The sequence below is a fragment of the Streptomyces sp. NPDC050636 genome, assembly GCF_040654775.1.
Lineage (GTDB): Bacteria > Actinomycetota > Actinomycetes > Streptomycetales > Streptomycetaceae > Streptomyces.
Genome location: NZ_JBFAIP010000027.1, coordinates 1 through 15,055, shown reverse-complemented (window position 1 = coordinate 15,055; position 15,055 = coordinate 1). Strand labels below are relative to the sequence as shown.

13 protein-coding genes and 1 riboswitch are annotated in these 15,055 nt (G+C 71.7%); of the genes, 6 read left to right on the top strand and 7 right to left on the bottom strand.

Annotation, left to right across the window (positions count from 1 at the left end):
* Nucleotides 1–246: 246 nt before the first annotated feature.
* Together AB0I10_RS20815 and thrC are read right to left on the bottom strand one after the other, a co-directional pair.
* The gene (locus AB0I10_RS20815; RefSeq protein WP_136740880.1) at nucleotides 247–525 is read right to left on the bottom strand and encodes a MoaD/ThiS family protein; all 279 of its coding nucleotides are present in this window, start codon (nucleotides 523–525) and stop codon (nucleotides 247–249) included.
* Nucleotides 526–602: 77 nt separating this feature from the next.
* On the bottom strand, nucleotides 603–1,895 hold the full coding sequence (gene thrC / locus AB0I10_RS20810) for a threonine synthase (protein ID WP_363154004.1): 1,293 nt from the start codon (nucleotides 1,893–1,895) through the stop codon (nucleotides 603–605).
* 17 nt (nucleotides 1,896–1,912) lie between these two features.
* A riboswitch (SAM riboswitch) is annotated at nucleotides 1,913–2,066 on the bottom strand.
* Between the two features lie 171 nt (nucleotides 2,067–2,237).
* On the opposite strand from thrC, the gene AB0I10_RS20805 reads away from it, so the two are divergent.
* Together AB0I10_RS20805 and AB0I10_RS20800 are read left to right on the top strand one after the other, a co-directional pair.
* Nucleotides 2,238–3,218 (top strand): glucosyl-3-phosphoglycerate synthase, encoded by a 981-nt coding sequence (locus AB0I10_RS20805; protein ID WP_363154003.1) that lies wholly within the window; start codon nucleotides 2,238–2,240, stop codon nucleotides 3,216–3,218.
* A gap of 47 nt (nucleotides 3,219–3,265) precedes the next feature.
* Nucleotides 3,266–4,765: a trehalose-6-phosphate synthase gene (locus tag AB0I10_RS20800; RefSeq protein WP_363154002.1), complete on the top strand. Its 1,500-nt coding sequence runs from the start codon at nucleotides 3,266–3,268 to the stop codon at nucleotides 4,763–4,765.
* Between the two features lie 76 nt (nucleotides 4,766–4,841).
* Here AB0I10_RS20800 and otsB read toward each other — a convergent pair whose 3' ends face one another.
* The 3 genes from otsB to AB0I10_RS20785 form a co-directional block, all read right to left on the bottom strand.
* Nucleotides 4,842–5,777 (bottom strand): trehalose-phosphatase, encoded by a 936-nt coding sequence (gene otsB, locus AB0I10_RS20795; RefSeq protein WP_363154001.1) that lies wholly within the window; start codon nucleotides 5,775–5,777, stop codon nucleotides 4,842–4,844.
* A gap of 128 nt (nucleotides 5,778–5,905) precedes the next feature.
* Nucleotides 5,906–6,169 (bottom strand): DUF3263 domain-containing protein, encoded by a 264-nt coding sequence (locus AB0I10_RS20790; RefSeq protein ID WP_363154073.1) that lies wholly within the window; start codon nucleotides 6,167–6,169, stop codon nucleotides 5,906–5,908.
* 67 nt (nucleotides 6,170–6,236) lie between these two features.
* Nucleotides 6,237–7,457, bottom strand: a complete 1,221-nt coding sequence (locus tag AB0I10_RS20785; RefSeq protein WP_363154000.1) for an extracellular solute-binding protein — start codon at nucleotides 7,455–7,457, stop codon at nucleotides 6,237–6,239.
* Between the two features lie 362 nt (nucleotides 7,458–7,819).
* On the opposite strand from AB0I10_RS20785, the gene AB0I10_RS20780 reads away from it, so the two are divergent.
* The 3 genes from AB0I10_RS20780 to AB0I10_RS20770 all read left to right on the top strand — a co-directional run bounded on the left by AB0I10_RS20780 (nucleotide 7,820) and on the right by AB0I10_RS20770 (nucleotide 11,149).
* Nucleotides 7,820–8,752 carry an ROK family protein gene (locus tag AB0I10_RS20780; protein ID WP_363153999.1) on the top strand — a complete coding sequence of 311 codons (933 nt, stop codon included), beginning with the start codon at nucleotides 7,820–7,822 and terminating at the stop codon, nucleotides 8,750–8,752.
* Complete coding sequence (gene nagA / locus AB0I10_RS20775; RefSeq protein ID WP_363153998.1) at nucleotides 8,752–9,993, top strand: N-acetylglucosamine-6-phosphate deacetylase; 1,242 nt, start codon at nucleotides 8,752–8,754, stop codon at nucleotides 9,991–9,993. The genes AB0I10_RS20780 and nagA overlap by 1 nt, the downstream gene beginning before the upstream one ends.
* 190 nt (nucleotides 9,994–10,183) lie before the next feature.
* Nucleotides 10,184–11,149 carry a 1-phosphofructokinase family hexose kinase gene (locus AB0I10_RS20770; RefSeq protein ID WP_363153997.1) on the top strand — a complete coding sequence of 322 codons (966 nt, stop codon included), beginning with the start codon at nucleotides 10,184–10,186 and terminating at the stop codon, nucleotides 11,147–11,149.
* Between the two features lie 7 nt (nucleotides 11,150–11,156).
* On the opposite strand, the gene AB0I10_RS20765 is transcribed toward AB0I10_RS20770, so the two are convergent.
* Both AB0I10_RS20765 and cdgB read right to left on the bottom strand, forming a co-directional pair.
* Nucleotides 11,157–12,068, bottom strand: coding sequence for a carbohydrate-binding protein (locus AB0I10_RS20765; RefSeq protein WP_363153996.1), 912 nt, complete (start codon nucleotides 12,066–12,068; stop codon nucleotides 11,157–11,159).
* Nucleotides 12,069–12,328: 260 nt separating this feature from the next.
* Nucleotides 12,329–13,993 (bottom strand): diguanylate cyclase CdgB, encoded by a 1,665-nt coding sequence (cdgB, locus tag AB0I10_RS20760; protein ID WP_363153995.1) that lies wholly within the window; start codon nucleotides 13,991–13,993, stop codon nucleotides 12,329–12,331.
* Between the two features lie 299 nt (nucleotides 13,994–14,292).
* Between cdgB and AB0I10_RS20755 the strand changes: the two genes are divergently transcribed.
* Complete coding sequence (locus tag AB0I10_RS20755) at nucleotides 14,293–14,907, top strand: flavin reductase family protein (protein ID WP_363153994.1); 615 nt, start codon at nucleotides 14,293–14,295, stop codon at nucleotides 14,905–14,907.
* Nucleotides 14,908–15,055: the final 148 nt, after the last annotated feature.

Sequence of the window (15,055 nt, the reverse complement as noted above, 5' to 3'; positions counted from 1 at the left end):
GCGGCGGGGAATCGGCAATATGCCGTGAACTCCCGTTATTCCCGGGCAAGTCGGGCCAGGCATAACGCACTTAGCCGACAATTGCCGCACACACTTTGGGCACAACTCATCGCGCCTCATATGCGTTCGGCACACGCGCGGAGTGGGATCACCACGATGGTAGCGCCTTTCCAAACATGGAATTACCCCGTCCGCTTTGCTGCGTACGGGGTAATTCCAGTCAGGCGACAGTGGAGATGGCTTGAATCAGCAGCCCCCGGCCACTGCGGGAATGATGGAGATACCGGCACCGTCCGGCGTCGGCGTCTCCAGGCCCTGCTCGAAGCGGACGTCGTCGTCGTTGACGTAGACGTTCACAAAGCGGCGCAGCTTGCCCGCGTCGTCCAGTACACGGGCCGCGATGCCCTGGTGGTTCTTCTCCAGGTCGGCGATCACCTCGGAGAGAGTCGCGCCCTCGGCGGCGACCTCGGCCTCGCCGCCGGTGTACGTACGGAGGATGGTGGGGATGCGGACCTTGACGCTCATGGGTTCTGCCTTCCAGCGGGGTGCGAGGAGTACGAGGTGCGAGTTCGGGGCCGCCTACGCGGGGCGTACGGCGGGGCTCAGCCGGCCAGGCCGGCCGCGCGGAACGCGTCCAGGCTCGGGCTGATGGTGGCCGTGGGCCCGGTGGTCGGAGCGACGGCGTCAAGCGTCTTGAGGCCGTCCCCCGTGTTCAGGACGACGGTGGTCAGGGACGGGTCGAGCAGGCCGTCCTCGATGAGCTTCTTGGTCACGCCGACGGTCACGCCGCCCGCGGTCTCCGCGAAGATCCCTTCCGTCCGGGCCAGCAGCTTGATCGCGTCCACGACCTGCTCGTCGTTGACATCCTCCACCGCACCGCCCGTGCGGCGCGCGATATCGAGCACGTACGGCCCGTCGGCCGGGTTGCCGATGGCAAGGGACTTGGCGATGGTGTTCGGCTTCTGGGGCCGTACGACGTCGTGGCCCGCCTTGAAGGCGGTCGACACCGGCGAGCAGCCCTCGGCCTGGGCGCCGAAGATCTTGTACGGCCTGTCCTCGACCAGACCGAGCGTGATCAGCTCCTTCAGACCCTTGTCGATCTTTGTGAGCTGCGAGCCCGAGGCGATCGGGATGACGATCTGGTCCGGCAGCCGCCAGCCCAGCTGCTCGCAGATCTCGTACGCCAGCGTCTTGGAACCCTCGCCGTAGTAGGGGCGCAGGTTGACGTTGACGAAGCCCCAGCCCTCGCCCAGCGGGTCGCCGATGAGCTCCGAGCAGAAGCGGTTGACGTCGTCGTAGTTGCCCTCGATGCCGACCAGGTCGCCGCCGTAGACCGCGGCCATGACGACCTTGCCGGCCTCCAGGTCGTGCGGGATGAAGACACAGGACTTGAAGCCGGCGCGGCGGGCCGCGGCGCCGACCGCGCCCGCGAGGTTACCGGTCGAGGAGCAGGAGAGGGTGGTGAAGCCGAACGCGCGGGCGGCCTCGACGGCGATCGCGACGACACGGTCCTTGAAGGAGTGCGTCGGGTTGCCGGAGTCGTCCTTGACGTAGAGGCCGCCGGTGACGCCCAGCTCACGGGCGAGGTTGTCGGCCTTGACGAGCTTGGTGAAGCCGGGGTTGAGGTTCGGCTTGTCGGCCACGTCGGCGGGGACGGGCAGCAGCGGGGCGTAGCGCCAGATGTTGTTGGGGCCGGCCTCGATCTGCTTCTTCAGGGCTTCTGCTTGGCCGGGGCCGCCGCTCGGCAGGTCGTATGCCACTTCGAGCGGCCCGAAACATTCCTGGCACGCGAAGATCGGGCCGAGATCGAAACGCTGTCCGCACTCGCGGCAGGACAGCGCGACGGCGGGTCCGAGAGCGACGGCGGGGGTACTTTCGGTGACTTGCACAGCCATGGAGGCGAGGCCCTTTCTCCTCATCTTCCTCGCGGCGCATCTCGCCACGAGACGGATTTGGCACCTTCCCTAGCCGGGAGCCTCGCGCGCGCAGCAGCTGTGCGGCGGAGACCGGCTGGAGGGTTGCCGGGGCTTCAACGGGCCGTATCCCTCTGCCCCTCTGGATGAGCGGTATGGCGCTGGGCCGTAACCCAGGCGTTTATGGCGCGGTGACCCCGACATGCGACGGCCATCCGCGTTGTTCAAGACTGTAACCGAAGGCACTGACAGTTGAGATAGTCGTCCGAACCGCGAGATGGATCACATACCGGCCCCTGATCAGGCCACCGAGGAGTCGTAGACGTGCTGGAAGAGGTGGAGCGCTGGCTCAGCAGCCGCTCCTGGTCCGCGGCCGACCGCCCGCTCGGCCGGCTGCTGGACGCCAAGCGGCAGACCGGCCGGACGGTCAGTGTCGTGCTGCCCGCGCTCGACGAGGAAGCCACCGTTGGGGCGATCGTCGCGGCGATCCGCGGTGAGCTGATGACGGAGGCGGTGCCGCTCGTCGACGAGCTGGTGGTGCTGGACTCCGGCTCCACCGACCGGACGGCCGAGGTCGCGGCGGCGGCCGGCGCCCGGGTCGTCCACCGGGACGGCATCCTGCCGCGGATCCCGGCCGTCCCCGGCAAGGGCGAGGTCCTGTGGCGCTCCCTGCTCGCCACCAGCGGCGACATCATCTGCTTCATCGACGCCGATCTGCGCGAATTCTCGTCAACCTTCGTCTCCGGGATCGTCGGACCGCTGCTGACGGATCCGGACATCCAGTTCGTGAAGGCCATGTACGACCGGCCGCTGGAGGCCGGAGTCAGCGGGGCCCCCGGAGCCGGCGCGAGCGGAGCCGGCCAGGGCGGCAGGGTCACCGAACTGGTCGCCCGCCCGCTGCTCAATCTGCACTGGCCCCAGCTGGCCGGCTTCGTCCAGCCGCTCGGCGGTGAGTACGCGGCCCGCCGCTCCCTCCTGGAGCGCCTGCCGTTCCCGGTCGGCTACGGCGTGGAGCTGGGCCTGCTGGTCGACGCCCTGCACACCGTCGGCCTCGATGCCCTCGCCCAGGTCGATGTGGGCGTGCGCAAACACCGCCACCAGGACGGCCAGGCCCTGGGCCGGATGGCCGCGGCGATCTACCGCACCGCCCAACTCCGCCTCGCCCGGGGCCACTTGGTGCGCCCCCGGCTCACCCAGTTCGACCGCGGCGAGAACGGCTTCGTCCCCCGCACGACCGAGGTGGACACCGAGGAGCGCCCCCCGATGGCCGAAATACCGGAGTACGCGAGGCGACGCGCGGCCTGAGCCGCGGCGTACGTTTGCGCGGATGGGTGGCGGGTTAATCTCGCGGCATGGCCTCCGAGCGCAGTGGTGCCCAGGTACTCGTCGCGTCCAACCGCGGCCCGGTCTCCTACGCCCTGGGGGCGGACGGCGCGCTGTCCGCCAAGCGGGGCGGTGGCGGGGTGGTCTCGGGCCTGTCGGCCATCGGGGCCGGCGCTGACGCGGTGTGGGTGTGCGCCGCGCTCGGTGACGGCGACCGGGAGGCGGTACGGCGGAGCGGCGGTGCGCTGGATCCGGCCGACAGCGGTGGACAGCGCGTCCGGATGCTGGACATTCCCGCGGATGTGTACACCGATGCCTACAACGGCGTCGCGAACTCCGTGCTGTGGTTCGTCCACCACATGCTCTACCAGACGCCGGTGGAGCCGGTCTTCGATGCGGAATTCCGTGCGCAGTGGGCGTCCTACGAGACCTATAACGCCGCGTTCGCGGACGCGCTGGCAGATGCGGCGGCGCCCAGCGCGGCGGTCCTGGTGCAGGACTACCACCTCGCGCTGGTGCCGGGGATGCTCCGCGACCGCCGCCCCGACCTGCGGATCGCGCACTTTTCACATACGCCGTGGGCGCCGCCCGAGTACTTCGCGATGCTTCCGGACGACATCCAGCGGAAGCTGGTGGCGGGGATCCTCGGCGCGGACCAGGCGAATTTCCTGACCCAGCGGTGGATGCGGGCGTTCATGGGCTGCTGCGACCGGGCGCTCGGTGCGGACTGCGACGCGTACTGGCCGCGCGACGCGGATCCGTACGTCGTCTCGACGCCGCCGGAGCGCAAGCCGCGCCGGACCCGGCTCGGGGTGTACGGCCTCGGCGCAGACGCCGGCTTCCTGCGCGAGCGGGCGCACCGGCCGGACGTCGAGGAGCGGATGGCGACGCTGCGCGAGCAGATCGGCGGGACGGACCGCAAGGCCATCGTGCGGGTCGACCGCACCGAGCTGTCCAAGAACATCGTGCGGGGGCTGCTGGCGTACCGCCGGCTGCTGGCCGACCGTCCCGAGTGGCGCGAGCGGGTGGTGCATGTGGCGTTCGCCTACCCCTCGCGTCAGGATCTGGCCGTCTACCGCGAGTACACCGCGCAGGTCGGCCGGCTGGCCGAGGAGATCAACGCCGAGTACGGCACAGCGGATTGGCAGCCAGTCGAGCTGCACGTCAAGGACGACTTCGCGCGGTCGCTGGCCGCCTACCGGCTCGCGGATGTGGCGCTGGTGAACCCGATCCGGGACGGCATGAATCTCGTCGCCAAGGAGATTCCGGTGGTCTCGGACGACGGGTGTGCGCTGGTGCTGTCGCGGGAGGCGGGGGCGTACGAGGAGCTCGGCAAGGACGCCATCGTCATCAATCCGTACGACATCACCGCCACTGCGGACGCGCTGCACACGGCGCTGTCGATGGAACACGGCGAGCGCGCCGAGCGCACCAAGCGGCTGGCTTCGGCCGCCACCGCACTGCCGCCGGCCCAGTGGTTCCTGGACCAGCTGCAGGCGTTGAAGGGGGCGGAGGGGGCGGAGGGGTAAGCCGTCCGTCGGACGGGCTCCGCGGCCGGTTGCCCGGACCGCTCGGAGGCGCCGGGCCCCGTCAGTGCCCGGCCGGTCAGTGCTCGGCCAGCCGGTCCGCGAGCGCGTCGACCAGTCCGACGACGCCGGCCGGCCCGTCGACCACCAGGTCGGCGCGCTCGGCGAGCTCGGCGACCTCGTTGCTGCCGCTGCACACCAGGACGCCGGTGAGGCCGTCGGAGCGGAGCTTGTCGACGGCGGAGAAGGCGGCCAGGTCACCGAGGTCGTCGCCCGCGTAGAGGACGGTGGTGGCGCCGGTCTCGCGGACCCAGTCGGCGAGCGCGACGCCCTTGTCCATGCCCGGGGGGCGCAGTTCCAGGACCAGCCGGCCCGGCTCGACGATCAGGCCGTGGCGTTCGGCGAGCGCGGAGAGCGGGGCGCGCAGCCGCTCGAAGGCGCCCTGCGGGTCGTCGGCGCGGCGGGTGTGGACGGCGATGGCGCGGCCGCCCTTGGTTTCGATGGCGGTCTCGACCCAGGTGCCCTGCCAGACACCGGAGCGGTCCAGGACGCCGGGGAGTTCGGCCTGTATGGCGGCGATGCCGGGGTGCGGGGCGGGGGCGTGGACGGTGCCGGTTGCCGCGTCCCAGCGTTCGGCGCCGTAGTGGCCGAGGACGACGAGGTGGTCCAGGCCGGGCGCGTCGGCGACGCCGGCGAGGCGGACCGCGACGCCGGCCGGCCGGCCGGTGATCACCGCGGCGGCGCGCAGCCGTGGCACCAGCCGGCCGAGGGCGGCGGTGGCGCCGGGGTGGGCGCGGGCCTTTTCGGGGTCGGGGACGATATCGGCGAGGGTGCCGTCGAAGTCGAGGGCGATGACGGCGCGTTCGGGGCGGGCCAGCAGCGCGGCGAGGCCCTCGCGGCCGGCGACGGTGTGCGGGGTGGGGACGGCGCTCGGGGGCGGTGCGGAGTCCGGCGGCGGGGACCCGGGGGCCGGGTCGGGGTTCGGGGTCGGCGCGGCGTTCGGGGGGCTGCCCATGGCGACGACCCTACCGGCGGGGTGCGGGCGCATGCCGGGTGTACGGGAGCATCCGGGCGGGCGGCCGTGCGTCCCGGCCCGGCGGTCAGCGGCCCGCGGTCAGTGGCCCGCGGTCAGTGGCCCCGCGGTCAGCGGCGGGCCCGGCGGGCGTCCCGGACGCGGCGCAGGCGGTTGATGGTGACCGGATCGTGGGCGAGTGCGCGCGGGTCGTCCAACAGGGCGTTCAGGAGCTGGTAGTAGCGGGTCGGGGAGATGCCGAGGCGCTCGCGGATGGCGCGTTCCTTGGGGCCGGGGCCCGGCCAGGAGCGGCGTTCGACGGCCAGCACCGCTTCGTCCCGGGAGGAGAGCGCCGCCACGCGCTCGCCGTCCGTACCGTCCCCGTCGCCCGTCATCACGTTCCCACGATAAGCCCACCGTCGGACAACGCCGGGCGCGTCGTCCTGCTCTCCTCACACACCGTCACTGGACCGCGTTGTCCTCCGTCTCGGCGATGTTCTGGATGTCGGTGAGCACGCCGTACGGGTTGCCCTTCGGGCCGACCGCGGAGCCCATCTTGGCCTTGAGGGTCTTGGAGACCAGCGGCCAGGAGGTCTTGTCCGCCGGGTAGAACTCGGCGTGCGGGAGCTGATCGAGGAAGCCGTGCAGCTTGGCGTACTTGTCGTCGGCGAGCATCGCCTGCGAGGCGGACGAGGTGACCGGCAGCAGGCCGTAGTCGCCGGAGAACTTCAGCACGTTCTTCTCGCTGTAGACGAAGTCCAGGAACTTGCCGGCCTCGTCGCGGTGGCCGCCCGCCTTGAACGCCATCATCCAGTCGGCGACGCCCATGGTGGCCTTGGCCTTGCCGTTGATGCCGGGCAGCTCGACGGTGCCGTAGTCGATGCCCTTGTCCTCGGCCTGCTTCATCAGCGTGGGGTGGCCGTTGAGCATGCCGACCTCGCCGTCGGCGAAGCCCTGGAAGGCGTCCGCGCGGTTGAGCTCGGCGGGGGCGGTGCCGGTCAGGCCCTTGCCGACGAGGTCCTTCTGGAGCCACTCGAAGGTCTTGACGTTCTCCGGCGAGTCGATCGTGTACTTGCCGATGCTGTCGGCGTAGCCGCCACCGCCGCTGAGCATCCACATCAGCGTCTCGGCCTGGGTCTCCTCCGGGCCGAGCGGCAGCGCGAAGGGGATCTTGACGCCGTGCGCCTTGAGCAGCTCGGCGTCGCGGGCGATGTCCCGCCAGCTCTGCGGCGGGCCGGTGATGCCGGCCTCGGCGAACAGCTTCTTGTTGTAGAAGAGCCGCCGGGTGCTGGCCCCGAAGGGCATGCCGTACTGGACGCCCTGATATTCGCCGGCCTCTTCGAGGGAGACGGTGAAGTCGGCCTCGGTGGGTATGGAGAGCAGCTTGTCGGTGCTGTAGAGCTGGTCCTTGGCGGCGTAGTCGGCGTACGCGCCCGCCTGCGCGAGGTCCGGGGCGTTGCCGGCCTTGACCAGGTCCTCGACCTTCTTGTCGACGTCCGTCCAGCTGTAGACCTCGACGTCGACCTTGATGCCGGGGTTCTTCTTCTCGAAGGCGCGGGTCAGTTCGTCCCAGTAGTGCCGCGAGCTGTTGGACGCGCGATCGCCGTAGTCCGCCGCGATGAGCTTGAGGGTGACGTCGCCGTCGTCGCCCGAGCTGCCGCAGCCGGTAAGAGTCAGTGTCATGGCTGAGGCGATTCCCATCGCTGCCAGGCTCAGATACCGCCGCTGCACTGCTGTTACCGCCCTTTGTCCCGAATGATCGTGTTGCCGGGTGTACCCCGGTCTCAGGGGTCTCCCTCGACCGATGTGAGGAGCGAGTCTCCCCCGCGTACCCACACAAGGTCTACACCACCCGTCATTTCGCTTTGGCATCGCCCTTCCCACACGGAGATCACGAGGCCGGGCGATGACCAGGCCAAACGGGGTGGCGTACCGGGCAACGGGCGCGAAAGGCGAACGGATCCGCGCGCGGGAGCGGCCTCGATCGGGTACTACAACGGCGAGTGGACTAGACCTTTCATGGCGGATCGCGCGAAACTGGTCCCGTGAGACATGTCATCGCCCTTGATGTGGGCGGCACCGGGATGAAAGCCGCCCTCGCAGGGGCGGACGGCAGCCTGCTGTACGAGGCGCGGCGCCCCACCGGCCGCGAGCGCGGCCCCGACGCGGTCGTCGAGGCGATACTCGGCTTCGCCGCCGAACTCCGCGACCTGGGGAAGGAGCGGTTCGGCAGGGCCGCCGAGGCCGCCGGGGTCGCGGTCCCCGGCATCGTCGACGAGGCGGCCGGCACCGCCGTCTACGCCGCCAACCTCGGCTGGCGGGACGTACCGATGCGGTCCCTGCTGTCCGAGCGGCTCGGCGGCATCCCCGTGGCGCTCGGCCACGACGTACGCACCGGCGGCCTGGCCGAGGGCCGGATCGGCGCCGGCAAGGACGCCGCCCGTTTCCTCTTCGTGCCGCTGGGCACCGGCATCGCGGGCGCCATCGGTATCGACGGCCGGATCGAGGGCGGTGCCCACGGCAGCGCGGGCGAGATCGGCCACATCGTCGTACGGCCCGGCGGGCGCGAGTGCGGCTGCGGCCAACGCGGCTGTCTGGAGACGCTGGCCTCGGCCGCCGCGGTCGGCCGCGACTGGGCCGCGGCCTGCGGCGATCCGGGGGCGACCGCCGCGGATGCGGCCAAGGCCGTGGAGTCCGGCGACGAACGGGCGCTCGCCGTATGGCAGAGCGCTGTGGCCGCCCTCGCCGACGGCCTGGTCACCGGGCTCACCCTGCTCGATCCGCAGACGCTGATCATCGGCGGCGGACTCGCCGAAGCGGGTGACACGCTGTTCGTGCCGCTGCGGGAAGCGGTCCGCCGGCGCGTTACGTTCCAGCGGCTTCCCTCAATCGTTCCGGCGGCCCTCGGGGACGCCGCCGGGTGCCTGGGCGCAGGTCTGCTCGCCTGGGATCTTCTCTCCACGGAGGTACGCGCCTGATGGCACAGCAACAATCCGCGGGACGGCCCTCGGACCCCCGGCGCACCGTCCTGGCCGGCGCCCGGATCGCGCGGCCGTCCGGCGTCGTCGACGACGGCCGGATCACGGTCGAGGGCAGCCGCATCGCCGACGTCCGCAGCCGGGACAAGGACCGCGGCGGGCACAACAGACGGCGCGGGGACCGCCATCCGGACGGGGAGGCATCCGTCATCGATCTGACGGGGCATCTCATCGTCCCCGGTTTCGTCGATATGCATGTGCACGGCGGAGGCGGCGGCTCGTTCTCGTCCGCCGACCGGGAGGAGTGCCTGACGGCCATCGGCACCCACCGCCGGCACGGCACCACCTCCATGCTCGCCTCCACCGTCACCGGTGATCTGGACGACCTGGCCCGGCAGGCCGGCGTGCTCGCCGAGCTCGTCGAGGACGGCGAGCTGGCCGGTATCCACTTCGAGGGCCCGTTCATCTCCGCGCACCGCTGCGGCGCGCACCAGCCCGAGCTGCTGCGCGACCCGGATCCGGCCGATGTGCGCAAGCTCGTCGACGCGGCGCGCGGCACGGCCCGGATGATGACCGTCGCGCCGGAGCTGCCCGGCGGTCTGGCGTCGGTACGGCTGCTTGCCGACGCCGGTGTGATCGCCGCCGTCGGCCACACCGACTCGTCCTACGACGCCACCCGCGAGGCCATCGACGCGGGTGCCACCGTCGCCACCCACCTCTTCAACGCGATGCCCGCCCTGGGCCACCGCGCGCCGGGCCCGGTCACGGCGCTGCTGGAGGACGAGCGGGTCACCGTCGAGCTGATCAATGACGGCACCCATCTGCACGCCGCGGTCCTCCAGATGGCGTTCCGCGCCGCGGGCGCCGAGCGGGTCGCGTTCATCACGGATGCGATGGGCGCGGCCGGCATGACCGACGGGATGTATCCGCTCGGCCCGATGCGGGTCGAGGTGAAGGACGGTGTCGCGCGGATCAGCGACGGACCGACCGCGGGTTCGATCGCCGGCTCCACTCTCACACTGGACCGCGCCTTCCAACGTGCCGTCACCGTCGACGGCCTGACGGAGGATCAGGTCGTACAGGCGCTTTCGGCCAACCCTGCCCGCCTCCTGGGCATCGACGACCGGGCCGGCTCCCTGGAGCCGGGCAAGGACGCCGATCTGGTGGTGCTGGATGCCGGATACGGCCTGGCGGGCGTGATGCGCCGGGGCGAGTGGCTGGTGCCCCCGCCGGGCGTCTGACTCCTGGGACAGGGCGCACGGTGGCCGTCTTCCCGGTGAACGCGCACCGGACGGTGGTTGGCCAGGGTCTGGGCCAACCACCGTCCGGATGGCATGATCGCTCGCGCACTTGTCCGCACGCGGCCGCCCGGCACGGCCGCCAGACCCACCGCCGTCCGACCGGCGGCCGCCCGGCGCGGAAGGGGGAACCATGATCCTCACGGTCACGCTGAACGCCGCCCTGGACATCACCTATCGCGTGCCCCGGCTCCGTCCGCACACCACGCACCGGGTCACCGAGGTCACCGAGCGCCCCGGCGGCAAGGGCCTGAACGTCGCCCGCGTGCTGGCCGCGCTCGGCCACCGCACGGTCGCCACCGGCTTCGCGGGCGGCGGCACCGGCGAGGCGCTGCGCGCCCTGCTCACCCAGGAGACCGACGTCACCGACGCGCTGGTCCCGGTGGGCGGCGCCACCCGCCGCACCGTCGCCGTGGTCGACGAGGCCTCCGGCGACACCACCCAGCTCAATGAACCGGGCCCGACCGTCTCCCCCGCCGAATGGGACACGTTCCTCGGCAGCTACCGCGAACTGCTGGGCGACGCACGGGCGGTGGCGCTGTGCGGCAGCCTCCCGCCCGGCGTCCCGGTCGATGTCTACGCCCGCCTCACCCGCGTCGCCCGCACCGCCGGTGTCCCCGTACTCCTGGACACCAGTGGCGAACCGCTGCGCCGTGGTCTGGCCGCCCGCCCCGATCTCGCCAAGCCCAACGCCGACGAGCTCGCCGCCCTCACCGGCAGTACGGAACCGCTGCGCGCCGCCCGCGACGCCCGCCGCCGCGGCGCCCACGCGGTGGCCGCCTCCCTGGGCGCGGACGGCATGCTCGCCGTCACCGCCGACGGCGCGTGGCAGGCCGCGCCGCCGCAGCGCATCGCCGGCAACCCGACCGGCGCCGGCGACTCGGCGGTGGCCGGGCTGCTGTCGGGACTGGTGGAGGAGCTGCCGTGGCCGGACCGGCTGACCCGCGCGGTGGCCCTGTCGGCCGCGACCGTACGGGCCCCGGCGGCGGGCGAGTTCGACGCGGAGACGTACGAGGACCTGCTGCCGCGCGTCGTGGTGACAGATCACGACGGCGGCGTGCAGCGGGCCGCCGGGCGAGCGGGCCCGCCGGGAAACTGACGGGGCGTTACTTGTCCGCCAGCCACACCTTGTCGAGGTTGACGTCGCACTGGTTGCCGGTCCCGCAGGCCAGGCTGATGGTGTTGGTGCCCTTGTTGAGCTGCACATAGGACCAGGTCTTGGTCCAGCCCTTGTCCCAGGCGCCCTCGGCGGCGTGGGCGAAGTTCTCCATGTTTATCGCCCGGGGGTCGGGCTTGCCGTTCACGCTCAGCGTGAGGTTGGCGTCCTTGCCGGGCACGCCGTAGCCGACCCAGAGCTTGTACTGGCCGGCCTTGTCGACGTCCAGCGTCCAAGTGGCCGACGCACCAGGGGCGTTCATGCCCGCGACGTATGCGCCGGTCTTCGTGCGCGCGCCCGGGATGTCCGTCGCCGTGCTGGCTCCGCCCTCCAGCCGCATGCTCAGCGCGTCGCCCTTGGGGAGCGCGCCGGGGGTGGGCTTGGCGGTGGGATCGTCGCTGGGCGCCACCGATTCGCCGGCCGTCGGGCCCGGCTTCCCCGCGTTGTCGTCCTTGGTTTCCTTGCCGTTGGTCAGCATCGCGACGCCGATGCCTATGCAGACCACCGCGACCACTGCGACGGCGCCGATCAGCAGACCGTTGCGGTTGCGGCGGGGCTCCTGTCCACCGTGGCCCTGGGCCGGGACGGGACGCGTACGGTCGCCGCCGGGCAGTGTCTCCGGCGCGGCGTAGTGGGCGTTCTGCTGCCCGTACGCCTGCTGCGGGGCCTGCTGGCCGCCGTACTGCCGCTGGCCGACGGCGCGCACCTGGTTGTAGGAGGTACGCGGGACTCCCGGCTGCCGCGTCGGTGCACCGTCGCCCGCCGAGCCCTGCGCCCCGCCCTCGCCGCCTTCCGAGCGGTAGAGGTAGGCGAACGGGTCGTCGTTCTCCGGCGTGTCCGCGCCGTTGTTGCCGGCCGTCATTCCGTGTCACTCCCCAGCGATCTGTGCGCGTCGGTACGTCCGCACGCCTCTGCGCGAACTGTCTCTTTCGGGCCCCCGGCGGCACCGCGCCGCATCGGCGCAGCCTACCGCTTCCGGGCCTTGCCACGCCGAGCCGGAACAGCCACAAGATCGCTACGGAAAGGTGAACGGCCGGTGAGCTGCGGCAGTACGCGGCAGATGCGCCGAGTGTGAGATACGCGGCATTTTCCGGGGCGGGGCCCGTCGGCTTCGAGGCGCCCTCAGCCCGCCGCCCGCCGGTTCGCCTTCGAGCGGGACCGCTTCTCGACGTACATCCGCTGGTCGGCCGAGGCCAGCACCTCCTCGGCGGACATTCCGCAGCTCGCCCAGCCGATCCCGAAGCTGGCGCCCACCCGGACCGCCCGGCCGTCCACCCGGATCGGCGGGATGATCGCGTTCCGCAGCCGGACCGCGAGGTCCTGGGCGTCGGCGGTGCCGAGGCCGTCGGCGAGCACCACGAATTCATCGCCGCCGAGCCGGGCGACCGTGTCTCCGTCGCGGACACCGCTGGTCAGCCGGCGGGCGACCTCGATCAGCACCGCGTCGCCGGTGTGATGACCGAAGCGGTCGTTGATCGACTTGAAGCCGTCGAGGTCGCAGAAGAGGACCGCGAGCCCCTTGGAGCCGTCGTCCGCCGGCCCGTCCGGGGGCGCGACGGTGTGCACGTGGTGGTCGAACGGGACCGCGCTGCCGCCGTCGGTCCCGTCCATCGCGCCGAAGGGCTCGGTGCCGTCCGGCCGGAAGCCGTTCGGGTCGGCATGGCCGCCCGAGGAGGCGTAGGCGTCGGCGGCGGAGCCCGGCGGGCGGGAGCACAGCCGGGCGCCGAGCCGGGCCCGCAGCTCGGCACTGTTGGGCAGGCCGGTCAGCGAGTCGTGGCTGGCGCGGTGCGCGAGCTGCAGCTCGTGGCGCTTGCGGTCCTCGATGTCCTCGACGTGGGTGAGCAGGTACCGGGGGCCGTCCGCGGTGTCGGCGACGACGGAGTTCCGCAGCGAGACCCAGACGTAGGTGCTGTCCCGGCGGGCCAGCCGCAGCTCGGCGCGGCCGCCCTCGGCGGAGGTGCGCAGCAGCGTGCCGATGTCCTCGGGGTGGACGAGGTCGGAGAAGGAGTAGCGGCGCATGGCGGCCGCCGGGCGGCCCAGCAGCCGGCACAGCGCGTCGTTGGTGCGCAGCAGCCGTCCGTGCTGGTCACCGCCCATTTCGGCGACGGCCATCCCGCTCGGCGCGTACTCGAAGGCCTGCCGGAAGCTTTCCTCGCTGGCGCGCAGGGCCTGCTGCTCGCGCTCCAGCCGGACCAGCGCGCGCTGCATGTTCGCCCGCAGCCGGGCGTTGCTGATCGCGATGGCGGCCTGGAAGGCGTACATCTGGAGCGCTTCCTGGCCCCAGGCGCCGGGGCGCCGGCCGTTTCGCGGCCGGTCGACGGAGATCACGCCGAGCAGCTCGCCGCCGCCGTTGGACGCCGAGTACATGGGCGCCAGGAGGCGGTCCATGGGGTGCCACTCGTCGGGGAACCGGGGGGCGGGACCGGCGGTGTGCCACTGCGGGACGTCATCGTCGTCCAGCACCCAGCCCTCGGTGTACGGGATGAAGCGCAGCTCGCCCCACCGCTCGCCCATCGACAGTCTGCGGTCCCAGGACGCCCGGGAGCCGACCCGTCCGGCCATCAGCGCCTCGGCGCCCGCGCTGCCGGCGACCGCCGCGACGACGAGATCCCCGTCCGGGCGGACGAGATTGACCGCGGCCAGCTCAAAGCCGAGCCCGGCGATCGCGCCGTCGGCGACCGTCTGCAGGGTGTCCGCGAGGCTGCGTGCGGTGTTCAGCTCGGCGACCACTTGGTGCAGCTGCCGCAGGGTCGCAAGACGGACGTATGGCTCCGACTCGGTCTCCATCGCTCGCTCTCCCTGAGACCTCGACAGCAACTCCAGAATTCTTTGTCGTCCGATTCCACGCTCACTGAATCACAGTGAGCTGTTCACTCGGTACACAGGGTCAACAATTAGCGCGCGCTGTGACTCAAGTCACAGACCGTGAGGGCGCATTGATGATCTCGAAGGGTACGGCCGCGGGAGCGTCCCTACACTTCCTGAACGCAAATTTTGCCACCCGGAGCCTCCGCCGTCAGACCTAGGACGCGAGTGGTCCCAGCGCCCGATGCGGGCCGGCCCGGGCAAAAGTTAGCGTTCGTGGCGTGTTCACGAAAAACCCTGCCGCAGACCCGGCCGCCGGCCCCGCCGCCACCGCCACACCCGCCGTCTCTCCGGCATCCGTGCCGGGCGGCGCGACGATCCCTCATTCTATGGGGGTGAGTGAGGAAGAATTCCGTGCCGCCCTGTCCCGCCTCGCCGCCGGCGTGGTGCTGATCACCGCCCATGACCCGGACGACGGGCCGCGCGGCGAGGACGTCGGCATGACCGCCACGGCGTTCCTGTCGGTGTCACTCGAACCGCCGTTGGTGATGGTGAGCGTTCGCAACGACTCACGCATGGACGACCTGCTGGCGCACCAGCCCCTCTGGGCGGCCTCGGTACTGTCGGAGAGCCAGCGCCAGATTGCCGGGCGATTCGCCATGAAGGGCCGCATCAGCGACAGACTGCTCTTCGAGGGCATTCCCCATGTACGGGGCGAAGCGGCCGGGGCGCCGCTCATCGGCGGTGCGCTCGCGACCCTGGAGTGCCGGACCGAGCAGCGGATCGTGGCCGGCGACCACACCCTCGTCATCGGCCATGTGCTGACCTCGTCGATCCCGGACGCGGACAGCGGACCGCTGACGTATTTTCGGGGGAAGTACCGGCAGTTGGGGTGAGCGGCGGGCGCAGGGAGTGACGGCCGGGCGCACGGGAGCGGCGCCTGCCGGACAGGCCCTAGCTGTGTTGTCCGGACAGGTTGGTGACGCGGCTGGCTGGCGTGAGGCCGTGGATGCCGGTGTGGGGTCGGTGGTAGTTGTACCAGTG